A 24,029-nucleotide genomic window follows, 5' to 3' on the forward strand; every position below is an offset into this window, starting at 1 on the left:
GTCTTCTTCACGCGGACCGAGTACTACACGTAGTCGACCCGCTACGCTTTGTGGTCATGAAAATCGCTTTCGTAGGGAAGGGCGGCAGCGGCAAGACCACGCTGTCCTCGCTCTTCATCCGACACCTCGCCGCCACCGGCGCGCCCGTCATCGCGGTGGACGCCGACATCAACCAGCACCTGGGCCCCGCGCTCGGCCTCGACGAGGCGGCGGCCGCCGAGCTGCCCGCCATGGGCGCGCGCCTGCCCCTGATCAAGGACTACCTGCGGGGTTCCAATCCCCGGATCGCCTCGGCGGACACGATGATCAAGACGACGCCGCCGGGCGAGGGCTCGCGGCTGCTCCGGGTGCGCGAGGACAATCCCGTGTACGACGCGTGCGCGCGGCCCGTGGAACTCGACGGCGGCGCCGTGCGTTTGATGGTCACCGGGCCGTTCACCGAAGCCGACCTCGGTGTCGCCTGCTACCACTCCAAGACGGGAGCGGTGGAGCTGTGCCTGAACCACCTGGTGGACGGCCGTGACGAGTACGCCGTCGTGGACATGACCGCAGGCTCCGACTCCTTCGCCTCCGGCATGTTCACGCGCTTCGACATGACGTTCCTGGTGGCCGAGCCGACGAGGAAGGGGGTCTCCGTCTATCGCCAGTACAAGGAGTACGCACGGGACTTCGGCGTCGACCTCAAGGTCGTCGGCAACAAGGTGCAGGGCCAGGACGACCTCGACTTCCTGCGCGAGCAGGTGGGCGACGACCTCCTGGTGACCGTCGGGCACTCGGACTGGGTGCGCGCCATGGAGAAGGGTCGCCCGCCCCGCTTCGAACTCCTCGAAGCGGACAACCGCCGTTCCCTGCAGACGCTTCAGGCCGCCGTCGACGCCTCGTACGAGCGACGGGACTGGGAGCGCTACACCCGCCAGATGGTCCAGTTCCACCTGAAGAACGCGCAGAGCTGGGGCAACGAGCGGACGGGGGCCGACCTGGCGGACCAGATCGACCCCGACTTCGTGCTGCGCGAGCGGATCACCGCCTCGGCGTGAACGCGCGCGCGGGGGCGGCCACTTGACGGTGTCCCTTTGGGCGCTACGGCTTGACCGCCGGGGCGCCCGGGACGCCCTTGGGGGCCGGCGCGGGCCGGGCCGAGAGGAAGGCGGGCCAGCCTTCCTTCGGGGCCTTGCCCACCGGGAGCTTCGTCAGCTTGGCCAGCGTCTTCGGGTCCTGTGCGTCGAGCCAGTCCGCGAGCTGGCGGAAGGAGACGCAGCGCACGTCGCGCTTGGTGCAGACCGTCTCGATGGTCTCCTCGATGGCACGCATGTAGGTGCCGCCGTTCCAGGACTCGAAGTGGTTGCCGATGATCAGCGGGGCCCGGTTGCCCTTGTAGGCGCGGTCGAAGCCCTGGAGCAGGCCGTCACGCATCTGGTCGCCCCAGTACTCGTGCTGGGACGGGTCGCCGTGCGAGGTCGAACCCGACTGGTTGACCATGAAGTTGTAGTCCATGGTGAGCGTCTCGAACTGGCGGCCGGGGACCGGGACAAGCTGCATCGACAGATCCCAGAGCCCCTCCTTCTTCTTGGGCCAGAGCTGGTTGTTGACGCCGCTGGTGTCATAGCGGAAGCCCAACTGCCGTGCTGCGCGCATGAAGTTCTTCTGGCCCTCGAGGCACGGGGTGCGGGCGCCGATGAGTTCCTTGTCGTAGTCGAAGGGCAGGGGCTGCGCCTTCTTCATGCCCGTGTTGGTCTTCCACGCCTTCACAAAGGACTTGGCCTGGTTGATCTCGCTCTTCCAGTCCTCGACTGACCACTCGCCGACGCCGCGGCCGCTGCCGCAGAAGTGGCCGTTGAAGTGGGTGCCGACCTCATTGCCCTCGAGCCAGGCGCCGCGGAGCTGGTCCACGGTGTCCTTGATTCCCTTGCGGTCGTTGAAGCCGATGTCCGAGCTGCCGGACAGGTGCTGCGGCGGCTTGTAGAGCTTGCGCTTCTCCTCGGGCAGCATGTACACGCCGCTGAGGAAGTACGTCATCGTGGCGTTGTTCCGCTTGGCCACCTTGCGGAAGTGGGAGAACAGCTTCTGGCTGTCCTCGCCCGCGCCGTCCCAGGAGAAGACCACGAACTGCGGTGGTTTCTGGTTCGGCTTCAGGCGGGCCGGTCTTGGCAGGTGGGGCTGCTGGCCGGTGAATGCCGTGGAACCGTCGCCGATCATGCGGACCGGGCTCTTGGGGGCCTGGGCACCGGCCGCCTTCTTCGCGCCGTGGGCGCCTTCCTTGGCGCCGGTGCCGTCGTCGGCACAGCCTGCCAGCGCCGCGACGCACGCCACGAGGGCGGTGAGGCTCGCGGCGATCCTCCGGGTGGCGGCCATCTTCCGCCCACCTTCTTTCCGTGCAAGTCGGGACAGATCGCCAGCAACGTCGCACGGGGCCTGGAATGTCGTGTTCCGACAAGCCGACCAAAGTTCTTATTCACTCTTTGAGGTGATTGGTTACCCCATTTGCCCCGATAATCCATCCGCGACCTTTACTCTGGATTACGGTTCGTTTACCGAGAGTTGAGATATCCCGCCGCTGCACGCCGTGACCCACGGCCGCGACCCGCCCTCCGGAGGCCTCCGGAGGACCCCTTGTCCCGCGACCGCGCTGCCCCGGAGGAGACGGGAAACATGTCTGCCTGCGTCCCCACTCGCACCACCGACTCGGCCCACACGCCAAGCGCCCACAAGCCGCACGCCCCACCGCCCGGCAAGAAGTTCCGCATCGCCGGCGCCGACCTCTCCGCGTCGGTCGCCGTCTTCCTGATCGCACTGCCGCTCTCTCTCGGCATCGCCCTCGCCACCGGGGCACCGCTCCAGGCGGGCCTTGTCGCCGCCGCCGTCGGCGGCCTCCTTGCCGGCTGGATCGGCGGCTCCCCGCTCCAGGTCAGCGGCCCCGCCGCCGGACTCACCGTCGTCACCGCCGACCTCATCCACCGGTACGGATGGCGGACCACCTGCGCCATCACCGTCCTCGCCGGACTCGCCCAACTCGGCCTCGGCTGCCTGCGCGTGGCCCGCACGGCGCTCGCCGTGAGCCCCGCCGTCGTACACGGCATGCTGGCCGGCATCGGCGTCGCCATCGCCGTCGCCCAGCTGCACATCGTGCTCGGCGGCACCCCGCAGAGCTCCGTGCTCGACAACCTCCGTGCGCTGCCCGCCCAGTTGGCCGACCTGCATCCGGCCGCGCTGTCGATCAGCGTCCTCACGCTGGCGATCCTGCTGCTCTGGCCGCGCATCCCCGGCCGCGTGGGCCGTCTGACCCGCATCGTGCCCGCCGCCCTCGTCTCGGTGGCCGTCGCGACCGCCGTCGCCTCGCTCGCCGGGCTCCACGTCGACAAGGTCGACCTGCCCTCGTGGCGCAGTCACGCGCTCGCGGGACTGCCCGAAGGGCCCGTGCTCGGGCTCGTCGCCGCAGTCCTCACCATCACGCTGGTGTGCAGCGTGCAGTCGCTGCTCGGCGCCGTCGCCGTCGACAAGCTCCTGGCCAAGCGGCCCGAGCTGAATGCGGGCGTGCGCCGCTCCGACCTCAACCGCGAACTGCTCGGCCAGGGCACCGCCAACATCGTCTCCGGGGCCCTCGGCGGGCTGCCCGTCGCCGGGGTCGCCGTGCGCAGCGTGGCCAATGTGCGCGCGGGCGCCGTCAGCAGGAACTCCACGATGCTGCACGGCGTTTGGGTAGTAGTGGCCGCGCTGCTCCTGGTCCCCGTCCTGGAGCTGATCCCCCTCCCGGCCCTCGCCGCCCTCGTCATGGCCGTCGGCATCCAGATGGTCAGCCTGAACCACATCCGTACGATCACCCGCCACCGCGAGATCCTCGTCTACGCCGTCACCACCCTCGGCGTGGTCCTCCTCGGGGTCCTCGAAGGCGTGGCCCTCGGCGTCGCCGTCGCCGTGGCCGTCGCGCTGCACCGCCTTGCCCGTACCCGGATCACCCATGCCGAAGTGGAAGGAGTCCACCATGTCCGCGTGCGCGGGCAGTTGACGTTCCTCGCGGTGCCGCGGCTCAGCAGGACGCTGCACCTCGTGCCCCAAGGGGCGGACACCGTTGTGGAGTTGGACGGCTCGTTCATGGACCACGCCGCGTACGAATCGCTGCAGTGCTGGCAGGACGCGCACACCGCGCACGGCGGGAGCGTCGAGGTCACCGGGCGCGCCGGGACCCGGATCGCCGAGCCCGCGAGCACCTCGCACTCCTGCTGCCGCCCCTGGACGCCCTGGCGCAACCACCACTGCGACCGGCCGCAGGAGCAGGAGCGGCACGCGGGACGGCCCAGTGGGCATCAACTGGCCAGCGGGATCAGCGCGTTCCAGCGGAACACGGCGCCCCATGTGCGCGGAGAGCTCGCCAGGCTCGCCCGTGAGGGGCAGCAGCCCGCGCAGCTCTTCCTGACCTGCGCGGACTCCCGGGTCGTCACATCGATGATCACGTCGAGCGGTCCAGGCGACCTCTTCGTCGTACGCAATGTGGGCAATCTGGTGCCGCTGCCGGGGGCCGAGAGCGGGGACGACTCGGTGGGGGCCGCGATCGAGTACGCGGTGGATGTGCTGAAGGTGCGGTCCATCACCGTGTGCGGGCACTCCGGGTGCGGTGCGATGCAGGCGCTGCTCAGCACCCCGCCCGGGGGTGCCCAGACGCCGCTGAAGCGGTGGCTGCGGCACGGCCTGCCGAGCCTGGAGCGGATGGGCGCACAGGACAGGGCGTGGGCGCGGCTTGCCGGGCGCGCGCCGGCCGACGCGGTCGAGCAGCTCTGCCTCACCAATGTGGTCCAGCAGTTGGAGCACTTGAGGGCGCACGAATCGGTGGCGCGCCGCCTTGCCGAGGGTGATCTTGAGCTGCACGGTATGTACTTCCACGTCGGAGAGGCGCAGGCCTATCTCCTCACGGAGGGCGCCGGCGCCGAGCAGCTCCCCGACGAGGTCTTCGATCAAGTGGCGCCCACAGCACGGGTCAAGGTCCAGCAAGCACCTTGCAGGTAAAGGTCTAAACCAATTTTCGGCAGGCCCTTGTCACCACGGGTTGTGTCTGATGAGCTGTGGCTTCGGACACAACGGACACCCTGGGAAAGGGAGATGTCGTGAGCAACGAAAGCCTGGCCAACCTCTTGAAGGAGGAGCGTCGCTTCGCGCCGCCGGCGGAGCTGGCGGCCGCCGCGAACGTCACGGCGGAGGCGTACGAACAGGCCAAGGCTGACCGGCTCGGCTTCTGGGCCGAGCAGGCCCGCCGGCTGACCTGGGCCACCGAGCCGACCGAGACGCTCGACTGGTCCAATCCGCCGTTCGCCAAGTGGTTCGCCGACGGGAAGCTCAACGTCGCGTACAACTGCGTCGACCGCCACGTCGAGGCGGGCAACGGCGAGCGCGTCGCGATCCACTTCGAGGGTGAGCCCGGCGACAGCCGGGCCATCACCTACGCGGAGCTGAAGGACGAGGTCAGCCGGGCGGCCAACGCCCTGACGGAGCTGGGTGTTCAGAAGGGCGACCGGGTCGCCGTCTATCTGCCGATGATCCCCGAGGCGGTCGTCGCGATGCTGGCCTGCGCCCGCATCGGCGCCGCCCACTCGGTGGTCTTCGGCGGCTTCTCGGCGGACGCCATCGCGGCCCGCATCAAGGACGCCGACGCCAAGGTCGTCATCACCGCCGACGGCGGCTACCGCAGGGGCAAGCCGTCCGCGCTCAAGCCCGCCGTGGACGAGGCCGTGAGCCGGGTCGACGGCGTGCAGAAGGTCCTCGTCGTCCGGCGCACCGAGCAGGACGTGGCGTGGACCGAGGGCCGCGACGTGTGGTGGCACGAGGTCACGCAGCGGCAGTCCACCGAGCACACCCCCGAGGCGTTCGACGCCGAGCACCCGCTCTTCATCCTCTACACCTCGGGCACCACGGGTAAGCCGAAGGGCATCCTGCACACCTCCGGCGGCTACCTCACGCAGGCGTCGTACACCCACCACGCCGTCTTCGACCTCAAGCCGGAGACCGACGTCTACTGGTGCACGGCCGACATCGGCTGGGTCACCGGGCACTCGTACATCACGTACGGCCCGCTGGCGAACGGCGCGACGCAGGTGATGTACGAGGGCACCCCCGACACCCCCCACCAGGGCCGCTTCTGGGAGATCGTCCAGAAGTACGGGGTCACGATCCTCTACACGGCGCCGACCGCGATCCGTACGTTCATGAAGTGGGGCGACGAGATCCCCGCGAAGTTCGACCTCAGCAGCCTGCGGGTGCTCGGTTCGGTCGGCGAGCCGATCAACCCCGAGGCGTGGATCTGGTACCGGAAGAACATCGGCGGCGACAAGTGCCCCATCGTGGACACCTGGTGGCAGACCGAGACCGGCGCGATGATGATCTCGCCGCTGCCGGGCGTCACGGAGACCAAGCCGGGCAGCGCCCAGCGCGCCCTGCCGGGCATCTCCGCCACCGTCGTCGACGACGAGGCGAACGAGGTGCCGGACGGCGGCGGTGGCTATCTGGTCCTGACCGAGCCGTGGCCGTCGATGCTGCGCACCATCTGGGGCGACGACCAGCGGTTCATCGACACGTACTGGTCGCGCTTCGAGGGCAAGTACTTCGCCGGTGACGGCGCCAAGAAGGACGAGGACGGCGACATCTGGCTGCTCGGCCGGGTGGACGACGTGATGCTCGTGTCCGGGCACAACATCTCCACCACCGAGGTCGAGTCGGCGCTCGTCTCGCACCCGGCGGTCGCCGAGGCGGCGGTCGTGGGCGCGGCGGACGAGACGACCGGCCAGGCCATCGTCGCCTTCGTGATCCTGCGCGGCACGGCGAACGCCGAGGACGAGGGTCTCGTCGCGGAGCTGCGCAACCACGTGGGTGCCACGCTCGGCCCGATCGCCAAGCCGAAGCGGGTCCTGCCGGTGGCCGAGCTGCCGAAGACCCGGTCCGGGAAGATCATGCGACGGCTGCTGCGGGACGTCGCGGAGAACCGGGAGCTCGGTGACGTCACCACACTGACGGACTCCTCCGTGATGGACCTGATCCAGACGAAGCTGCCCTCGGCGTCCAGCGAGGACTGATCCCCGGCCCCTCCGGGCCTCGAAGGGCACCCGGCGCCAAGCGCGCCGGGTGCCCTTTTTGTGCTTAAGGTGAAGATCACTGGATACGTCCCGGCGTACGTTAGGTAAGCTAAGGATCGCGTCAACATCGCGACAAGAAAAACCTAGGTGCGCCGGGAAGTCTGGTCGGCATGTGCTTTGCCCTGCCTACCCGACCGGAGGTCGACTCTCGTGGCCGCGCCCGCCCCCGCCCCCAGCAACAACCGCAAGGTACTCGGACGCCTTTCGCTCCCCGAGCGGAACTTCGTCGCCAACGCACTGCGCACCGAGACCGTCGGCGGCGTACTGCTGCTCATCGCCGCGGTCACCGCGCTGATCTGGGCCAACACGGCCGGTGGCTCGTACGAATCGGTACGGGGCTTCCACCTGGGCCCTGGCTCGCTCGGGCTCGACCTCTCCATCCAGCACTGGGCGGCCGACGGCCTGCTCGCCATCTTCTTCTTCGTGGCGGGGATCGAGCTCAAGCGTGAGCTGGTCGCGGGTGATCTGCGCGACCCGAAGGCCGCCGCGCTGCCCGTCGTCGCGGCGCTCTGCGGCATGGCCGTGCCCGCGCTCGTGTACTTCCTGACCAACACCGTCGGCGGCGGCTCGACGGACGGCTGGGCCGTGCCGACCGCGACCGACATCGCCTTCGCGCTCGCGGTCCTCGCGGTCATCGGCACCTCGCTGCCGTCCGCGCTGCGCGCCTTCCTGCTCACCCTCGCCGTCGTCGACGACCTCTTCGCGATCCTGATCATCGCGGTGTTCTTCACCAGCGACCTCAACTTCGCCGCGCTCGGCGGCGCCGTCCTCGGCCTGGCCGTCTTCTGGCTGCTGCTCAGGAAGCGGGTCCGCGGCTGGTACATCTACGTTCCGCTGGCCCTGGTCATCTGGGGCCTGATGTACAACAGCGGCATCCACGCCACCATCGCGGGCGTCGCCATGGGTCTGATGCTGCGCTGCCACAGGGAGGACGAGAGCGAGGAGCACTCCCCCGGTGAGCACATCGAACATCTCGTACGCCCCCTCTCCGCGGGCCTGGCCGTACCGCTGTTCGCCCTGTTCAGCGCGGGTGTGGTCGTCTCGGGCGGCGCGCTCGGCGACGTATTCACCAAGCCGGAGACGCTCGGTGTGGTGCTCGGTCTCGTGGTCGGCAAGGCGGTCGGCATCTTCGGCGGCACCTGGCTCGCGGCACGCTTCACCAAGGCCGAGCTGAACGAGGATCTGGCCTGGCCCGATGTGTTCGCGGTCGCCTCGCTGGCCGGTATCGGCTTCACCGTCTCGCTGCTCATCGGCGAACTCGCCTTCACCGAGGACCCGCTGCTCACCGACGAGATCAAGGCCGCCGTCCTGATGGGCTCGCTCATCGCGGCCGTGTTCGCCGGGATCCTCCTGAAGATACGGAACGCCAAGTACCGCAAGCTGTGCGAGGACGAGGAGCGCGACGAGGACCTCGACGGCATCCCGGACATCTACGAGCAGGACAAGCCGGACTACCACCTTCGGATGGCGGCCATCTACGAGAAGAAGGCCGCGGAACACCGCAGGCTTGCCGAAGTCTCGGGTGGGGAACGCGAGGATGGCAGCGGTCCGGCATGATCTGAGCAGACATATCTCGGAAGAGATCAGAAGAGAAAAAGGGGAGAACGCGATGAGCGCACCCGACGGCCCCGTCGGCGCCGAGCGCAGCCTCGGCCAACTGGTCGCCACGGCAACCAGCGAGATGTCCGCGCTGGTGCACGACGAGATCGCCCTGGCCAAGGCCCAGCTGCGACAGGACGTCAAGCGCGGGGCGGTCGGCGGTGCCGCGTTCGCGGCGGCGGGCGCGGTCCTCATCTTCTCGCTGCCGATGCTGAGCTTCGCGCTCGCGTACGGCATCCGCACCTGGAGCGGATGGAACATGGCGATCTGCTTCGTGCTGTCCTTCGCCGCCAATGTGCTGGTGGCCGGGCTGCTCGCGCTGATCGGCGTCGTCTTCGCGAAGAAGGCCAAGAAGGGCAAGGGCCCGCAGAAGGTCGCCGCCTCGGCCAAGGAGACGGCCGCCGTACTGGGGAACGTCAAGCCGCATCCCCGCGCGGTGAGCCCTGCGGGTGCACTCGACGACCGGGTCGGTGAGCCGGCGGCAGCTGTGGCACGCTCGTCTTCATGACGGACCCCGCCGCCCAATCGGCCCAACCTCCCGCCTCGGTCGTACGCATCGACGGGCCCTGGACCCACCGGGACGTGGCCGCCAACGGGGCGCGCTTCCACATCGCCGAGATGGGTGACGGGCCGCTGGTGCTCCTGCTGCACGGCTTCCCGCAGTTCTGGTGGACCTGGCGGCATCAGCTGGTGGCGCTCGCCGACGCGGGCTTCCGGGCCGTCGCGATGGACCTGCGGGGCGTGGGCGGCAGCGACCGCACACCGCGCGGCTACGACCCGGCGAACCTCGCGCTCGACATCACGGGCGTCGTGCGCTCCCTCGGCGAGCCCGACGCCGCGCTCGTCGGGCACGACCTGGGCGGATATCTGGCGTGGACGGCGGCCGTGATGCGGCCCAAGCTGGTGCGCCGCCTCGCCGTCTCCTCGATGCCGCATCCGCGGCGCTGGCGCTCGGCGATGCTGTCCGACCGGAAGCAGACCGCGGCGGGGGCGTACGTCTGGGGCTTCCAGCGGCCGTGGCTGCCGGAGCGCCAACTGGTCGCCGACGACGGGGCCCTGGTGGGCCGTCTGGTCCGCGACTGGTCCGGGCCGCGCCTGCCGGACGACGAGACGGTCCAGACGTACCAGCGGGCCATGTGCATCCCCTCCACGGCGCACTGCTCGATCGAGCCGTACCGCTGGATGGTGCGGTCGATGGCCAGGCCCGACGGAATCCAGTTCAACCGCCGCATGAAGCGTCCGGTGCGGGTGCCGACGCTGCATCTGCACGGCTCACTCGATCCCGTGATGCGTACGAGGAGCGCGGCGGGCTCCGGCGAGTACGTCGAAGCGCCGTACCGCTGGCGGCTGTTCGACGGGCTCGGGCACTTCCCGCACGAGGAGGACCCGGCGGCCTTCTCGACGGAGCTGGTGAACTGGCTGAAGGATCCCGAGCCGGACCGCTGACCGTCCCTGCGGGTGCGGACCGCGGCCCCTCCGAGGGGCCCATGGGAACGCCTGTCCTACGAACGCCAATTGCCTGACGCATAGGCCAATTGGGACCCCTGTGCGCGGTTACCGACCATGAGGCACGGGCACACGTCGGGGTATGGGCTGGACGCACGACTACAGTGACGCAGCACGCAATCGCCGCTCGGCCACAGCGCTGAACAGCCACGAGAGGGGCGGGCCACAGGATCCGGGCCATCACGGCCCCCCTCAAGAAGGCATGGGCATCCCCCGCATCCTCCGCCGGAGGGCCCGCTGGGTCTCCGCGCGGCTGCGGCATACGCGCGACTGACCCCGCCCTCCGGGTACTCCCCCGCTCGCCCTAGAGGGCGCAGCCCTGGCTGTCGACCTCTTGGTTGGCGGTGCGGCCCCGCTCGATGTCCTCACGCACCTCGTCCACCGTCAGCGCATAGCCGGTGTCCGGGTCGTCGAGGGACTTCGCGAAGACCACGCCGTAGACCTTGCCGTCGGGCGTGAGCAGCGGGCCGCCGGAGTTGCCCTGGCGGACGGTCGCGTAGAGCGAGTACACATCACGGCGCACGGTGCCGCGGTGGTAGATGTCCGGGCCCTTGGCCGTGATGCGACCACGCACGCGCGCGGGGCGGACGTCGTAGGGGCCGTCCTCGGGGAAGCCCGCGACGATGGCTCCCGCGCCGCTGGTGGCGTCCTTGGACGTGAACTGCAGGGGCGGTGCCTTCAGCGTGGGCACGTCCAGTACGGCGATGTCGCGCTCCCAGTCGTAGAGGACGACCTTCGCGTCGTACGTCTGGTTCGTGTCGCCTATCTGGACGGTCGGCTCGTCCACCCCGCCCACCACGTGCGCGTTCGTCATCACGCGGCGGTCGGCGAAGACGAAGCCGGTGCCTTCGAGGACCTTGCCGCAGCTGCGGGCCTCGCCGCGGACCTTCACGATGGAGCGCTTGGCGGTCGTGGCGACCTGGCTCTTGGCGAGCTTGGGGTCCGGGGGCTGGACGTCCTTGATGGGCTCGTTCGCGAACGGGCTGAAGACCTGCGGGAAGCCGTTCTGCGCGAGGACCGAGGAGAAGTCGTTGAACCAGGTGTCGGCCTGGCCCGGCAGTGCGCGCGAGACACCGAGCAGGACCTTGGAGTTGCGCACTTCCTTGCCGAGCGTCGGCAGCGTCGTGCCCGCGAGGGCCGAGCCGATCAGCCAGGCCACCAGGAGCATCGCCACCACGTTCACCAGGGCGCCGCCCGTGGCGTCCAGGGCGCGGGCGGGCTGCCAGGTGATGTATCTGCGGAGTTTGTTGCCTAGGTGGGTGGTGAAGGCCTGGCCGATCGAGGCACAGACGATCACGATGACCACGGCGACCACCGCCGCCGTCGTGCCCACCGCGGCCGCGTCGTCGTCCGTGAGCGCGTCCCAGACGATCGGCAGCAGATAGACGGCGACGAGGCCGCCGCCCAGGAAGCCGATCACCGAGAGGATGCCGACCACGAAGCCCTGGCGGTAGCCCACGACCGCGAACCACACGGCGGCGAGCAGCAACAGGACGTCCAGCACGTTCACCGTTTCAATCCTCGCCTCGCATCGCGGTCGCCCATTCCACGCAACCTTGTCATGCGCGCCAGTCGAGCGGGACCTGCCTGCTGCGGTCCCAGGGGCGCTCCCAGCCCGCGAAGTGCAGGATCCTATCGATCACCCCGGCCGTAAATCCCCAGACCAGAGCGGACTCGACGAGGAAGGCCGGGCCGGCGTGACCCCTGGGGTGGACGGCCGTCGCACGGTTCGCGGGGTCCGTGAGATCGGACACGGGGACCGTGAACACCCGGGCCGTCTCGTTCGGGTCGACGACGCCGACGGGGGTCGGGGTGCGCCACCAGCCGAGCACGGGCGTGACGACGAAATCGCTCACCGGGATGAAGAGACGGGGCAGCTCCGCGAAGAGCTGGACGCCGCGGGGGTCGAGGCCCGTCTCCTCCTCGGCCTCGCGCAGGGCCGCGCGCAGCGGTCCCTCGGCCTGCGGGTCGCCGTCCTCGGGGTCCAGGGCGCCGCCGGGGAAGGAGGGCTGGCCCGCATGCGAGCGCAGGGAGCCCGCGCGCTCCATCAGGAGCAGCTCGGGGCCCTTCTCGCCCTCTCCGAAGAGGACGAGCACGGCGGACTGGCGTCCGGCGCCGCTCTCCGGGGGCAGGAAGCGGCTCAGCTGGAGCGGCTCGACGGTCTCGGCGGCGCGGACGACCGGGGCGAGCCACGGGGGCAGTCCTGCGGTGCTGAGGAGGGCGTGGCCGTCGCCGTCCTGTCCGGTGCGGAGGCTGTCGTGGCCGGTGGGGTGGCTGTCGTGGCCGGTGGGGTGGCCTGTGGGGTGGCCTACCCGCCCGGTGTCGTGGCCACGGCCCCTGTCGGCCTCCTGGAAACCGCCGCCCGTATGGCTCGTATGGCTCGGATCGCTGTTCGTGGCGTTGGTCGTCTCGCTCGCGTGCGTCATCGGCACCCCCGTCCGTCTCTGGACAACGCTCTTGGCCCCCCGGTTCGTTCCGTCCGGCTCCGATGTCACCCGGCGGCCAGCGGAGGCGCCGGCTGGCCCGGGTAGTCCGGCGGCGGCTTGAGGCGCTGGCCCGGCAGGCCGCCCATCTCGTACTTCAGGAGCTTCTTCGCCTTCTCCGGGTCCGTCTCGCCCTCTCCGTACGACGGACAGAGCGGGGCGATCGGGCAGGCGCCGCAGGCGGGCTTGCGGGAGTGGCAGATCCGGCGGCCGTGGAAGATCACGCGGTGCGAGAGCATCGTCCACTCGCTCTTCGGGAAGAGCGCGGCGACGGCCGTCTCGACCTTCTCCGGGTCCGTCTCCTCGGTCCACTTCCAGCGGCGGACCAGGCGGCCGAAGTGGGTGTCGACGGTGATGCCGGGGACTCCGAAGGCGTTGCCGAGGACCACGAAGGCGGTCTTGCGGCCCACTCCGGGCAGCTTGACGAGATCCTCTATGCGGCCGGGGACCTCGCCCCCGAAGTCGTCCCGCAGGGCCTTCGAGAGACCCATGATCGACTTGGTCTTGGCCCGGAAGAAGCCGGTCGGTCTGATGAGCTCCTCGACCTCTTCGGGGACGGCGGCGGCCAGGTCCTCCGGGGTCGGGTACTTGGCGAAGAGCCGCGGCGTCGTCTGGTTCACGCGCAGGTCGGTGGTCTGCGCGGAGAGGACCGTGGCCACCAGGAGCTCGAAGGGGTTCTCGAAGTCCAGCTCGGGGTGGGCGTACGAATACACCTCGGCGAGCTCGCGGTTGATGCGGCGGGCGCGGCGGACCAGGGCGGTGTGGGACTCCGGGGTGGCGGTCTTCTTTGCAGGGGTCTTCTTTGCGGGGGCGGCCTTTGCGGGAGTGGTCTTCGCGGCGGGCTTCTTCGTGGCGGTGCTCTTCGTGGCGGTGGTCTTTGTGGCGGTGCTCTTCGTGGCGGTGCTCTTCGCAGGGGTCTTCTTGGCCGGGGCCTTTTTCGCGGAGGCCGGCGCCGTCTTCTTCGCGGGCGTCGTCTTCTTCACCGTGGGTGCCTTCTGTCGTCCGGAGGCTGTCCGTTTTGTCGCTTTGTCGGGTGCGCCGGACGCATGTTCGCCCACAGCGGAATCATGGGATGCGGCCACCGTCTCAGCCCCCTCGGCCTGCGCTCTCACCGGCTTTTTGGACACCCGGCCAGCCTAGGGCCCCGCACTGACATCCGTCCTTGACCCCATGGATCGGCCCCCAATTGGCCCCCTCCCGCACAGCATCGGACGCCGGTGCGGCAGACTTGTGACTGATCACACTGTTTGGACCGTCCGGCAAAATGGGGAGCACGGTCCCCTGATGCAGGTCGACAAGGAGAGAACTCGTGGACGACGTTCTGCGGCGCGCCCCGCTCTTCGCGGCGCTCGATGACGAGCAGGCCGCGGAGCTCCGCGCCTCCATGAGTGAGGTGACGCTCGCGCGCGGGGATGCGCTTTTCCATGAGGGCGACCCCGGGGACCGCCTTTACGTGGTCACCGAGGGCAAGGTGAAGCTTCACCGCACGTCGCCCGACGGCCGCGAGAACATGCTCGCGGTGCTCGGCCCCGGTGAGCTCATCGGTGAGCTGTCGCTCTTCGACCCGGGTCCGCGTACGGCCACGGCGTCCGCCCTCACCGAGGTCAAGCTCCTCGGCCTGGGCCACGGCGACCTCCAGCCGTGGCTGAACGCCCGGCCCGAGGTGGCCGCCGCGCTGCTGCGCGCCGTCGCCCGGCGCCTGCGCAAGACCAACGACCAGATGTCCGACCTGGTCTTCTCCGACGTGCCCGGCCGTGTGGCCCGCGCGCTGCTCGACCTGTCGCGCCGCTTCGGCGTGCAGTCCGAGGAGGGCATCCACGTCGTGCACGACCTCACGCAGGAAGAGCTCGCCCAGCTGGTCGGCGCCTCCCGCGAGACGGTCAACAAGGCGCTCGCGGACTTCGCCGGGCGCGGCTGGCTGCGCCTGGAGGCCCGCGCGGTGATCCTGCTGGACGTGGAGCGGCTCGCCAAGCGGTCGCGCTGACGCTCTGTCCGTACGTTGCCGGGCCCTGCCTCTTCCTGAGGCAGGGCCCGTCTGCTGTCGGTCCGCGGCTCCCCCGGTTGCCCCGTCAAAACAGCGTGACCTCGCCGCTTCCTCGCTGCACAGTTACCCCATGACCAGCAGTGCCGTCTCCAGGGCCGGGACCGGGCTCGATCCGCAGGGCTACATCGCACGGGAGGGCTCTCTCGGGCAGGTGCAAGCGGAGTTCCGTCCGGTCGTCGCCGCGGCGCGCGACCGGGTGCTCGCGGTGTTCGGGCCGCGCCTGGACAGCGCCTACCTGTACGGCTCCGTTCCGCGCGGCACCGCGCGGCCGGGGCGTTCCGACCTCGACCTGCTGATCGCCCTGCGCGCGGAGCCGACGGACGCCGACCGGGCCGACGCCGATGCCGTCGGGGCCGCCCTGGACGAGGAGTTCGGGCAGATCGACGGGGTCGGGGTGCTCCTCGAGAGCAGGCGGCGGCTGCTGAGCGACCTCGAGACGTACGACCTCGGCTGGTTCGTCGCCTGCCTCTGCACGCCGCTGCTCGGCGAGGACCTGGCCGAGTTCCTGCCGCGCTATCGGCCCGACAGTCTGCTCGCCCGCGAGACCAATGGCGATCTGGCGCTCCTGCTGCCCCGGTGGCGGGAGCGGGTCGCGGCCGCCGCGGGTGACGATGAGCTGCGTCGGGTCAGTCGGCTCGTCTCCCGTCATCTCGTCCGTACCGCCTTCACGCTCGTCATGCCGCGGTGGAACGGCTGGACCAGTGATCTGGGCGAGATGGCCGAGGTGTTCGCGCGGTACTACCCCGAGTGGGGCGGGCGGATCAGGGACGCCGTCGCCGTCGCGTACGAGCCCGTCGCCGACCTGGCGGTCCTCGCCTCGTACACCGAGGAGATCGGGCCCTGGCTGGCCGCCGAGTACGCCGCCGTACACGGCACGAAGGCGGCTCGGCCCGGGGCCTGATCCGTCGGGCCTCCTCAGATGAGGCCGTGCTCCCTCAGGTACTCCAGCTGTGCGCGTACGGAGAGCTCTGCCGCGGGCCACAGGGAGCGGTCCACGTCCGCGTACACGTGCGCGACGACGTCCGATGCCTGTGTGTGGCCGTTCTCGACGGCCGTCTCGACCTGGGCCAGGCGGTGGGCCCGGTGCGCGAGGTAGAACTCGACGGCGCCCTGGGCGTCTTCGAGTACGGGGCCGTGACCCGGCAGCACCGTGTGGACGCCGTCGTCCACGGTCAGGGACCTCAGGCGGCGCAGCGAGTCGAGATAGTCGCCCAGGCGGCCGTCCGGGTGCGCCACGACCGTCGTGCCGCGGCCCAGGACCGTATCGCCCGTCAGGACCGCGCGGTCGGCGGGGAGATGGAAGCAGAGCGAGTCGGCGGTGTGTCCCGGGGTGGGGACCACGCGCATCTCCAGGCCGCCTGTGGTGATCACGTCACCGGCGGCGAGGCCCTCGTCGCCGAGGCGCAGGGCGGGATCCAGGGCGCGGACGTGTGTGCGGGTCAGTTCGGCGAAGCGGGCGGCGCCTTCCGCGTGGTCCGGGTGGCCGTGGGTCAGGAGGGTCAGGGCGACGCGCTTGCCGGCCTTCTCCGCGGTCTCGATGACCCGGCTCAGGTGGGCGTCGTCCAGCGGGCCCGGGTCGATGACGACCGCGAGGGGGGAGTCGGGTTCCGCGACGATCCAGGTGTTGGTGCCGTCCAGGGTCATCGCGGAGGGGTTGGGGGCGAGGACGTTCACGGCGCGGTCGGTGGCGGGGCCGGTGAGGACCCCGCCACGGGGCTGGCCGGGGAGGGCTGCGGCTTCGGTCATGCGGGGGTGTCTCCCGTCAGGGGTGGGGCGGGGTGGGCCGGGCTTGGCCGGGCTTGGCCGGGCCGGGGGGGTGCGCTTCGTCGTCTTGGGGGCGGGGCCGCGGCGGTATGTCCGTCCTCGCTATCCCGGTGGGCCGCCACCGTCATGTGACTCGGCACGTGGCCTCGTGTGCTCCGGGCGGACATACCGCCGCGTCCCCTCCCGTCTCTGTCGCGGCTGCGGGCCGGTGGGCGGCTGGTGGTTCTTGGCGGGAGGTCGTCGCGTTCCCTCCCGTCGCGTTCGCGGCTGGTGGTTCTTGGCGGGAGGTCGTCGCGGGCCCTGGCGTCTCGGCCGCGGGTGCGGGGCGGTGGGTGGCTGGTGGTTCTTGGCGGGGGACGCCGTGGGGGCGTTGTCGGCTGGTGGTTCTCACCGGGGGTCCGGGCCGATGTGCTTGGTGAACTCGTCGTGGCCCGGCCAGGAGAGGAGTAGTTGGCCGTTTTCCACGCGGGCGCGGGCCAGGACGGGAGTCATGTCCTGGTCCTGTGCCGCCGCGAGTGCGGCGGCGGGGCTGGGGTGGGGGCTCAGGGTGCGCAGGGTCGCGATGGTGGGCGGCATCATCAGGAGCTCGCCCTTGTCGTAGCGGGCGGCCGCCTCTGTCGGGCGGATCCAGACGGTGCGGTCCGCCTCCGTGGAGGCGTTGCGGGTGCGCTGTCCGGCCGGCAGGGCGGCGACGAAGAAGAACGTGTCGTAGCGCCTGGGTTCGAACTCGGGGGTGATCCAGCGGGCCCAGGCGCCGAGCAGATCGCTGCGCAGGATCAGGTCCCTGCGGTCCAGGAAGTCGGCGAAGGAGATGTCCCGGGCCACGAGCGCCTCGCGGTCCGTCTCCCAGTCCTCGCCGGTGGTGTCGCCGACGACAGTGTCCGCCGTCGGTCCGGCGAGCAGGACGCCCGCTTCCTCGTACGTCTCGCGGACCGCGGCGCAGACGATCGCCTGGGCCTCGGCCTCGCCGTCGACGCCGAGGCGGGCGGCCCAGGAGGCGCGCGTGGGGCCCGCCCAGCGCACCAGGTGGTCGTCGTCGCGCGGGTCGACGCCGCCGCCCGGATACGCGTACGCGCCTCCGGCGAAGGCCATGGAGGCGCGTCTGCGCAGCATGTGTACTTCTGGTGCGCCGTGTTCCGCCCCGTCCTTGAGGAGCATGACGGTCGCGGCGCGGCGCGGGGTCGCCGGAGTCAGCTCGCCGCTCGCCAGGGCGCGGATGCGGTCGGGCCACTCCGGGGGGTACCACTGCCCATTTGCCATGGGCGGAGGCTATCCCCTAGTGGGCTGATGTTCGAGAGGCAATGATCAGTGCCTACAGGGGGCCGGTCGGCGGGACCGGCACCCCTGGAGGACCGAAAACCGTCTATGCCTCCGTCAGTTCCACCTGGAACTCGACCTCGACCGGGGCGTCCAGCGGAAGCACGGCGACGCCGACGGCGCTGCGCGCGTGGACGCCCTTGTCGCCGAGGACCTCGCCGAGGAGTTCGCTCGCGCCGTTGATGACGCCGGGCTGTCCGGTGAAGTCCGGTGCGGACGCGACGAAGCCGACGACCTTCACGACGCGCGCGATGCGGTCCAGGTCACCGGCGACCGACTTGACCGCGGCGAGCGCGTTCAGCGCGCAGATGCGGGCCAGGTCCTTGGCCTCCTCCGGGGTGACCTCGGCGCCGACCTTGCCGGTCACGCCGAGCTTGCCCTCCACCATCGGGAGCTGGCCCGCGGTGTAGACGTACACGCCCGACTGGACGGCCGGCTGGTACGAGGCCAGCGGCGGCACGACATCGGGCAGCGTCAGGCCGAGCGACGCGAGCTTCTCCTCGACGGCGCTCATGCCTGCTTCTCGCGCTTCAGGTAGGCCACGAGCTGCTCGGGGTTGTTCGGCCCGGGCACGACCTGGACCAGCTCCCAGCCGTCCTCGCCCCAGGTGTCCAGAATCTGCTTCGTGGCATGGACGAGCAGCGGCACGGTTGCGTATTCCCACTTGGTCATGTGGCCGACTGTAGTCGGTGTCGGGGGGTGCTCAGGGTGGGCTCCTGCGTGACCCGGGCGGCGACTGGTTAGGCTCGAATACGTGAGCAGGCTCCAGGTCGTCAGTGGCAAGGGCGGTACCGGCAAGACCACGGTGGCCGCGGCCCTCGCGCTCGCCCTCGCGACGGAGGGCAAGCGGACCCTCCTCGTGGAGGTCGAGGGCAGGCAGGGCATCGCGCAGCTCTTCGAGACGGAGGCGCTGCCTTATGAGGAGCGGAAGATCGCCGTCGCTCCCGGGGGCGGGGAGGTGTACGCCCTCGCCATCGATCCCGAGCTCGCGCTGCTCGACTACCTCCAGATGTTCTACAAACTGGGAGGTGCGGGCCGCGCGCTCAAGAAGCTCGGCGCCATCGACTTCGCCACCACCATCGCGCCGGGGCTGCGGGACGTGCTCCTCACCGGCAAGGCGTGCGAGGCCGTGCGCCGCAAGGACAAGCAGGGGCGGTACGCGTACGACTGCGTGGTGATGGACGCCCCGCCGACGGGACGCATCACGCGCTTCCTCAACGTGAACGACGAGGTCGCGGGGCTCGCCAAGATCGGGCCCATACACAACCAGGCGCAGGCCGTGATGCGGGTGCTCAAGTCGCCCGAGACCGCTGTGCACTTGGTGACGCTGCTGGAGGAGATGCCGGTCCAGGAGACCGCGGACGGCATCGCCGAACTGCGGGCCGCGCAGCTGCCCGTGGGGCGGGTCATCGTGAACATGGTGCGGCCCGAGGTGCTCGACGAGGCGGAGCTCGAACTCGGCCTTGAGCAGCCGCCGCGTGCCGCCATCGCCAAGTCGCTGTCCGGCGTGGGGCTCGGCGGGGCCCGGCGGGGCGGCGGCGCCGAGCGGCTCGTCGACCCGCTGCTCGAACAGGCCGCCGAGTACGCCGAGCGGTACGCCCTGGAGCGGGACCAGCGCGCCGTGCTCACCGAGTTCGGCCAGCCCCTGCACGAACTCCCGCTGCTCGCGGGCGGGATGGACCTCGCGGGCCTCTACGAGCTCGCCACGGCACTGCGGAAGCAAGGGATCGCATGACCCCGGACCCGGCACGGACCTCCGACACCGGCCGCGCCTCGGACGACGCCGCGCGGCCGCTGGACCCGGTGCGCGCACTGGACGTCGACGCGCTGCTCGACGACCCGAAGACCCGCATCGTGGTGTGCTGCGGTTCGGGTGGTGTCGGCAAGACGACCACGGCGGCCGCCCTCGGGCTGCGCGCGGCCGAGCGGGGCCGCAAGGTCGTCGTCCTGACCATCGACCCGGCGCGCAGGCTCGCCCAGTCCATGGGCATCGACCAGCTCGACAATGTGCCGCGGCGGGTCAAGGACGTGGAGGGCGACGGCGAACTGCACGCCATGATGCTCGACATGAAGCGGACCTTCGACGAGATCGTCGAGGCGCACGCGGACAAGGAGCGGGCCGCCGCGATCCTGGGCAACCCCTTCTACCAGTCGCTCTCGGCGGGCTTCGCGGGCACGCAGGAGTACATGGCGATGGAGAAGCTGGGGCAGCTGCGCTCCCGGGACGAGTGGGATCTGATCGTCGTCGACACGCCGCCGTCGCGTTCGGCCCTCGACTTCCTCGACGCCCCCAAGCGCCTCGGGTCCTTCCTCGACGGGAAGCTGATCCGGCTGCTGATGGCGCCCGCGAAGGTGGGCGGCCGGGCCGGGATGAAGTTCCTGAACGTCGGCATGTCGATGATGACGGGGGCCCTCGGCAAGCTGCTCGGCGGGCAGTTGCTGCGCGACGTGCAGACGTTCGTGGCCGCGATGGACACCATGTTCGGCGGGTTCCGCACGCGCGCGGACGCGACGTACCGCCTGCTGCAGGCGCCCGGCACGGCGTTCCTCGTGGTGGCGTCGCCGGAGCGGGACGCGCTGCGGGAGGCCGCGTACTTCGTGGAGCGCCTGGCCGCCGACGACATGCCGCTGGCCGGTCTCGTGCTGAACCGTGTGCACGGCAGCGGCGCCGCCCAGCTGTCGGCCGAGCGGGCGCTTGCCGCCGCGGAAAATCTTGATGAGAGCCGCATTGTGGATCAGGAGGACGGGAAGGTTGGAGTTCGTAACGCCCCGGTCGGTGACCCGGTTCGTAACTCCCCCTCGAACCCCGGGACTTCCGAGGCACTCCGGACATCCGAGGCCGCCCGGTCTCCCGAGAATCCCGACCCCGACGATCCTGGTCCGTCCGACCCTGAGCCGTCTGATCCCGACCCGTCGGCCGGTCGTCCATCAGTGGAGCAGTTGACCGCGGGGCTGCTTCGGCTGCACGCGGAACGCATGCGGCTGCTCGCGCGTGAACAGCACACGCGCGATCGCTTCACCGCGCTCCACCCCGAGGTGGCGGTGGCCGAAGTGGCCGCGCTGCCGGGCGATGTGCACGACCTCGCGGGTCTTCGTGCCATTGGGGAACGGCTGGCGGGCTAGCTAACCCACCGCCGCGTAGCTCTCGTACGTCTCCTCGTCCTCCAAGTCCACGGGCAGCAGGCCCGTGCCACGCTCGTACTCCGAGCGTGCGGTCTCCAGGAGCCTGCGCCACGAGGTGACGGTGGGGCGCCTGCGCAGCAGCGCGCGGCGCTCCCGCTCAGTCATGCCACCCCACACGCCGAACTCGACGCGATTGTCCAGCGCGTCGGCCAGGCATTCGGTCCGCACCGGACATCCGGTGCACACCGCCTTGGCCCTGTTCTGCGCTGCTCCTTGAACGAACAGTTCATCCGGATCGGTAGTGCGGCAGGCCGCCTGCGCACTCCAGTCGGTTACCCAGCCCATACCGGCGCCGTCCTCTCCCGAATCGAGGCTCCCCCACGGCGGCAGCGGCATATTCACCGCCGCCAGTTGAGGACGTTACGGAAGGTGGGCACAGCGCAACACCCCCTTCGGGCCCAATCTTGAATGGCCCGAACGGACTATGCGTAAGCGGCAGATCACCCGACGGAGTGAGCCGAGGACATGCGTGAGAAACCCGGCATATCCGGACAGTTCAGTTGAGTCACAACGGACGCCGAGCGTCACATGAGGCGAATTCGGACAGAGATCCGTCGGATTCGGGGGCGACAGAGGGCTTGTTGCTGAACCGCACTGCTGTGACAGTTGAGAGCAGCTTAGGCCAAGGCATTAAGGCCTGTCCGGCGAATCAGAACGTAGGCTGCCCCCATGGGAAAGAAGCGCTCGGGCGGTGGTCTGTCACCAACTCAGCAGGCCGCGAAGTTCCTAGGAGTCAGTGTGCTGGCGGGCGCGGTGCTCGCCGGGATCGCGCTGCCCGCGGCGGGAGCGCTGGGCCTCGCGGCCAAGGGCTCGGTCGAGGGATTCGACGAGATCCCCGCCAACTTGAAGCAGCCGCCGCTCAGTCAGCGCACCACCATCCTGGACAACAAGGGCGGATCGATCGCGACGGTCTACTCGCGTGACCGCACGGTGGTGCCGCTCAAGGACATCTCCCCGTACATGCAGAAGGCGATCGTCGCGATCGAGGACGCCCGCTTCTACGAGCACGGCGCGGTCGACCTCAAGGGCATCCTGCGCGCGCTCAACCAGAACGCGCAGAGCGGCGGCGTCTCGCAGGGCGCCTCCACACTCACGCAGCAGTACGTGAAGAACGTCTTCGTCGAGGAGGCGGGCGACGACCCGACGAAGGTCGCCGAGGCCACCCAGCAGACGCTCGGCCGCAAGATCCGCGAACTGAAGTACGCGATTCAGGTCGAGGAGAAGCTGGGCAAGAAGCGCATCCTCAAGAACTACCTGAACATCACCTACTTCGGTCAGCAGGCGTACGGCATCGAGGCGGCGTCCCAGCGCTACTTCTCCAAGCCCGCCAAGGACCTGAAGGTCCAGGAGGCCGCGCTCCTCGCCGGCATCGTGCAGTCCCCCAGCAGATACGACCCGGTCAACGACGCGGCCGAGGCCACCAAGCGGCGCAACGTCGTGCTGCAGCGCATGGCGGAGACGCACGACATCTCGCAGGCGGACGCCGACCGGGCCAAGAAGACGGACCTCGGCCTGAAGGTGAGCCGGCCCAAGAACGGCTGCATCACCTCGGTCAGCGGCGCGGGCTTCTTCTGCGACTACGTACGCGAGGTGTTCCTCAACGACCCCGTCTTCGGCAAGACGAAGGAAGAGCGGGCCAAGGTCTGGAACCGCGGCGGCCTGAAGGTCCGCACGACGCTCGACCCGCAGACCCAGGAGTCGGTGCAGGCGTCGATAAAGGATCACGTGTACAAGACCGACGACGTGGCGACCGCCGCCACCATCGTCGAGCCGGGCACGGGCAAGATCCTCGGCATGGGCCAGTCGCGCCCCTACGGCTTCAAGAAGGACGAGACCACGATCAACCTCTCCGTGGACGACTCCATGGGCGGTGGCGCGGGCTATCAGCCGGGTTCGACGTTCAAGCCGGTCGTCGCGGCCGCCGCCATCGAGGGCGGCAAGTCACCGGGGCAGTCGTACTCCGCGCCGTACGAAATGCCGTACCCGGACAGCGTCTCCACCTGCACCGGCAAGAACTGGGTGAACGCGGGCGGCGAGAAGCTCGTCAACGAGAACGAGACCGAGGTCGGCCCGTACGGCATGAAGGAAGCGACCGCGAAGTCGGTCAACACCTACTTCGTGCAGCTCATCGCGGACATCGGCATCTGCCCGGTGACCGACATGGCCAAGAAGATGGGCGTCCAGCGCGCCGACGGCAAGAAGATGTCGCAGACCCCGTCGATCGCGCTCGGCACCGAAGAGGTGTCGCCGCTGACGATGGCGTCGGCGTACGCGACGTTCGCCTCGCGCGGCACGTACTGCACGCCGATCGCCATCGAGTCGATCAGCACGCTCGGCGGCAAGTCGCTGCCGGTGCCGAAGTCGTCCTGCTCGCGCGCGATGTCGCAGAAGACGGCCGACACGGTCAACACGCTCCTGAAGGGCGTCGTCGAGGACGGCACCGGCAAGACCGCGGGCCTCAGCTCACGGCCCAGCGCGGGCAAGACCGGTACGACCGACTTCCGCTTCGCCGCCTGGTTCACCGGCTACACCCCGAACATGTCGGGCGCGGTCTGGGTCGGCGACCCGCAGCACAAGCGGCGGATGTTCAACATCACCATCGGCGGCGTCCCGTACGACAAGGTCTTCGGTGGCGAGGTGCCGGGCCCGATCTGGCGCGACGCGATGAGCGGCGCCCTCGCGGGCAAGCCCGCGCCGGGCTTCAACACCGTCCACATCCCCGGCGGCGACAAGGGCAAGGACAAGGACAAGGGCCACGACGACGGCAAGCCGGGTGACGGCGGCGCCGTCGGCGGTGGCAATGGCGGCGGCGACAACGGCGGTGACAACGGCGGGGGCGGCGAACCCTGGCCGGACATCTCGGTGCCGCCGGACCTCATCGGCGGTCTCGGCAACGGAGGCGGCCAGGGCAACGGAGGCGGCCACGGCGGCGGGATCGGCGGAGGCTGGCCCCGGTAGCCACCGGCCTCCTGCAGGAGGGCCTTTGAAGGTGCTCGTACGACGATGAGGGCGCCCCCC

Annotated in this window: 21 protein-coding genes; 12 read left to right on the plus strand and 9 right to left on the minus strand. The window is 70.1% G+C overall.

Annotated elements, in window-relative coordinates; all coding sequences use genetic code 11:
* Positions 1-56 precede the first annotated feature (56 nt).
* Entirely contained in the window at positions 57-1,037 is a 981-nt protein-coding gene (locus ACFWZ2_RS09230) for an ATP-binding protein (protein ID WP_384543962.1), read from the plus strand.
* Between the two features lie 43 nt (positions 1,038-1,080).
* Here ACFWZ2_RS09230 and ACFWZ2_RS09235 read toward each other — a convergent pair whose 3' ends face one another.
* On the minus strand, positions 1,081-2,352 hold the full coding sequence (locus ACFWZ2_RS09235; RefSeq protein ID WP_384543964.1) for a hypothetical protein: 1,272 nt from the start codon (positions 2,350-2,352) through the stop codon (positions 1,081-1,083).
* 297 nt (positions 2,353-2,649) lie between these two features.
* On the opposite strand from ACFWZ2_RS09235, the gene ACFWZ2_RS09240 reads away from it, so the two are divergent.
* The 6 genes from ACFWZ2_RS09240 (at position 2,650) to ACFWZ2_RS09265 (ending at position 10,494) form a co-directional block, all read left to right on the plus strand.
* Positions 2,650-4,998: a bifunctional SulP family inorganic anion transporter/carbonic anhydrase gene (locus ACFWZ2_RS09240; protein ID WP_384543966.1), complete on the plus strand. Its 2,349-nt coding sequence runs from the start codon at positions 2,650-2,652 to the stop codon at positions 4,996-4,998.
* A gap of 98 nt (positions 4,999-5,096) precedes the next feature.
* Positions 5,097-7,055, plus strand: a complete 1,959-nt coding sequence (gene acs, locus ACFWZ2_RS09245) for an acetate--CoA ligase (RefSeq protein ID WP_384543968.1) — start codon at positions 5,097-5,099, stop codon at positions 7,053-7,055.
* 210 nt (positions 7,056-7,265) lie between these two features.
* Positions 7,266-8,672, plus strand: a complete 1,407-nt coding sequence (gene nhaA, locus ACFWZ2_RS09250; RefSeq protein ID WP_384543970.1) for a Na+/H+ antiporter NhaA — start codon at positions 7,266-7,268, stop codon at positions 8,670-8,672.
* A gap of 52 nt (positions 8,673-8,724) precedes the next feature.
* Positions 8,725-9,222, plus strand: coding sequence for a phage holin family protein (locus ACFWZ2_RS09255; RefSeq protein WP_384543972.1), 498 nt, complete (start codon positions 8,725-8,727; stop codon positions 9,220-9,222).
* A complete protein-coding gene (locus ACFWZ2_RS09260) occupies positions 9,219-10,160 on the plus strand; it encodes an alpha/beta fold hydrolase (RefSeq protein ID WP_384543974.1) in 942 nt (313 codons plus the stop codon). Before ACFWZ2_RS09255 ends, ACFWZ2_RS09260 begins: the two co-directional genes overlap by 4 nt.
* 142 nt (positions 10,161-10,302) lie before the next feature.
* A complete protein-coding gene (locus ACFWZ2_RS09265; protein WP_384543976.1) occupies positions 10,303-10,494 on the plus strand; it encodes a hypothetical protein in 192 nt (63 codons plus the stop codon).
* Positions 10,495-10,524: 30 nt separating this feature from the next.
* Here the strand turns inward: ACFWZ2_RS09265 and ACFWZ2_RS09270 are convergent, their stop codons facing one another.
* From ACFWZ2_RS09270 to nth, 3 genes are all read right to left on the minus strand, one after another.
* Positions 10,525-11,730: a MarP family serine protease gene (locus ACFWZ2_RS09270; protein ID WP_384543978.1), complete on the minus strand. Its 1,206-nt coding sequence runs from the start codon at positions 11,728-11,730 to the stop codon at positions 10,525-10,527.
* A gap of 49 nt (positions 11,731-11,779) precedes the next feature.
* Positions 11,780-12,421, minus strand: coding sequence for an NUDIX hydrolase (locus tag ACFWZ2_RS09275; protein ID WP_384544185.1), 642 nt, complete (start codon positions 12,419-12,421; stop codon positions 11,780-11,782).
* 290 nt (positions 12,422-12,711) lie between these two features.
* Positions 12,712-13,686 (minus strand): endonuclease III, encoded by a 975-nt coding sequence (nth, locus tag ACFWZ2_RS09280; protein ID WP_384543980.1) that lies wholly within the window; start codon positions 13,684-13,686, stop codon positions 12,712-12,714.
* A 326-nt stretch (positions 13,687-14,012) separates the two neighbouring features.
* On the opposite strand from nth, the gene ACFWZ2_RS09285 reads away from it, so the two are divergent.
* Both ACFWZ2_RS09285 and ACFWZ2_RS09290 read left to right on the plus strand, forming a co-directional pair.
* Complete coding sequence (locus ACFWZ2_RS09285; protein WP_016642758.1) at positions 14,013-14,687, plus strand: Crp/Fnr family transcriptional regulator; 675 nt, start codon at positions 14,013-14,015, stop codon at positions 14,685-14,687.
* 130 nt (positions 14,688-14,817) lie between these two features.
* Entirely contained in the window at positions 14,818-15,648 is an 831-nt protein-coding gene (locus ACFWZ2_RS09290; RefSeq protein WP_384543982.1) for a nucleotidyltransferase domain-containing protein, read from the plus strand.
* 14 nt (positions 15,649-15,662) lie between these two features.
* On the opposite strand, the gene ACFWZ2_RS09295 is transcribed toward ACFWZ2_RS09290, so the two are convergent.
* From ACFWZ2_RS09295 to ACFWZ2_RS09310, 4 genes are all read right to left on the minus strand, one after another.
* Positions 15,663-16,493 (minus strand): MBL fold metallo-hydrolase, encoded by an 831-nt coding sequence (locus ACFWZ2_RS09295; RefSeq protein WP_384543984.1) that lies wholly within the window; start codon positions 16,491-16,493, stop codon positions 15,663-15,665.
* Positions 16,494-16,898: 405 nt separating this feature from the next.
* Positions 16,899-17,771, minus strand: coding sequence for an NUDIX hydrolase (locus ACFWZ2_RS09300; protein WP_384543986.1), 873 nt, complete (start codon positions 17,769-17,771; stop codon positions 16,899-16,901).
* Positions 17,772-17,874: 103 nt separating this feature from the next.
* Positions 17,875-18,342 carry a RidA family protein gene (locus tag ACFWZ2_RS09305; protein WP_384543988.1) on the minus strand — a complete coding sequence of 156 codons (468 nt, stop codon included), beginning with the start codon at positions 18,340-18,342 and terminating at the stop codon, positions 17,875-17,877.
* A complete protein-coding gene (locus ACFWZ2_RS09310; RefSeq protein ID WP_003975360.1) occupies positions 18,339-18,500 on the minus strand; it encodes a DUF4177 domain-containing protein in 162 nt (53 codons plus the stop codon). The genes ACFWZ2_RS09305 and ACFWZ2_RS09310 overlap by 4 nt, the downstream gene beginning before the upstream one ends.
* Before the next feature lie 82 nt (positions 18,501-18,582).
* On the opposite strand from ACFWZ2_RS09310, the gene ACFWZ2_RS09315 reads away from it, so the two are divergent.
* Positions 18,583-19,563, plus strand: a complete 981-nt coding sequence (locus ACFWZ2_RS09315; protein ID WP_384543990.1) for an ArsA-related P-loop ATPase — start codon at positions 18,583-18,585, stop codon at positions 19,561-19,563.
* Positions 19,560-20,951 carry an ArsA family ATPase gene (locus ACFWZ2_RS09320; protein ID WP_384543992.1) on the plus strand — a complete coding sequence of 464 codons (1,392 nt, stop codon included), beginning with the start codon at positions 19,560-19,562 and terminating at the stop codon, positions 20,949-20,951. The genes ACFWZ2_RS09315 and ACFWZ2_RS09320 overlap by 4 nt, the downstream gene beginning before the upstream one ends.
* On the opposite strand, the gene ACFWZ2_RS09325 is transcribed toward ACFWZ2_RS09320, so the two are convergent.
* Positions 20,952-21,296, minus strand: a complete 345-nt coding sequence (locus tag ACFWZ2_RS09325; protein WP_016642765.1) for a WhiB family transcriptional regulator — start codon at positions 21,294-21,296, stop codon at positions 20,952-20,954.
* A 384-nt stretch (positions 21,297-21,680) separates the two neighbouring features.
* Here ACFWZ2_RS09325 and ACFWZ2_RS09330 point away from each other — a divergent pair, with 384 nt between their 5' ends.
* Positions 21,681-23,969, plus strand: coding sequence for a transglycosylase domain-containing protein (locus ACFWZ2_RS09330; protein ID WP_384543995.1), 2,289 nt, complete (start codon positions 21,681-21,683; stop codon positions 23,967-23,969).
* The last annotated feature ends 60 nt before the right edge of the window (positions 23,970-24,029 follow it).

The organism is Streptomyces sp. NPDC059002 (genome assembly GCF_042740435.1).
Lineage (GTDB): Bacteria > Actinomycetota > Actinomycetes > Streptomycetales > Streptomycetaceae > Streptomyces.

Coding starts and splice junctions, on each gene's coding strand:
- ACFWZ2_RS09235 (WP_384543964.1), bottom strand. CDS start 2,352: ATGGCCGCCACCCGGAGGATCGCCGCGAGCCTCACCGCCCTCGTGGCG.
- ACFWZ2_RS09290 (WP_384543982.1), top strand. CDS start 14,818: ATGACCAGCAGTGCCGTCTCCAGGGCCGGGACCGGGCTCGATCCGCAG.
- ACFWZ2_RS09310 (WP_003975360.1), bottom strand. CDS start 18,500: ATGACCAAGTGGGAATACGCAACCGTGCCGCTGCTCGTCCATGCCACG.
- ACFWZ2_RS09265 (WP_384543976.1), top strand. CDS start 10,303: ATGGGCTGGACGCACGACTACAGTGACGCAGCACGCAATCGCCGCTCG.
- ACFWZ2_RS09230 (WP_384543962.1), top strand. CDS start 57: ATGAAAATCGCTTTCGTAGGGAAGGGCGGCAGCGGCAAGACCACGCTG.
- ACFWZ2_RS09255 (WP_384543972.1), top strand. CDS start 8,725: ATGAGCGCACCCGACGGCCCCGTCGGCGCCGAGCGCAGCCTCGGCCAA.
- ACFWZ2_RS09240 (WP_384543966.1), top strand. CDS start 2,650: ATGTCTGCCTGCGTCCCCACTCGCACCACCGACTCGGCCCACACGCCA.
- ACFWZ2_RS09260 (WP_384543974.1), top strand. CDS start 9,219: ATGACGGACCCCGCCGCCCAATCGGCCCAACCTCCCGCCTCGGTCGTA.
- ACFWZ2_RS09305 (WP_384543988.1), bottom strand. CDS start 18,342: ATGAGCGCCGTCGAGGAGAAGCTCGCGTCGCTCGGCCTGACGCTGCCC.
- ACFWZ2_RS09330 (WP_384543995.1), top strand. CDS start 21,681: ATGGGAAAGAAGCGCTCGGGCGGTGGTCTGTCACCAACTCAGCAGGCC.
- ACFWZ2_RS09300 (WP_384543986.1), bottom strand. CDS start 17,771: ATGGCAAATGGGCAGTGGTACCCCCCGGAGTGGCCCGACCGCATCCGC.
- ACFWZ2_RS09320 (WP_384543992.1), top strand. CDS start 19,560: ATGACCCCGGACCCGGCACGGACCTCCGACACCGGCCGCGCCTCGGAC.
- ACFWZ2_RS09295 (WP_384543984.1), bottom strand. CDS start 16,493: ATGACCGAAGCCGCAGCCCTCCCCGGCCAGCCCCGTGGCGGGGTCCTC.
- ACFWZ2_RS09325 (WP_016642765.1), bottom strand. CDS start 21,296: ATGGGCTGGGTAACCGACTGGAGTGCGCAGGCGGCCTGCCGCACTACC.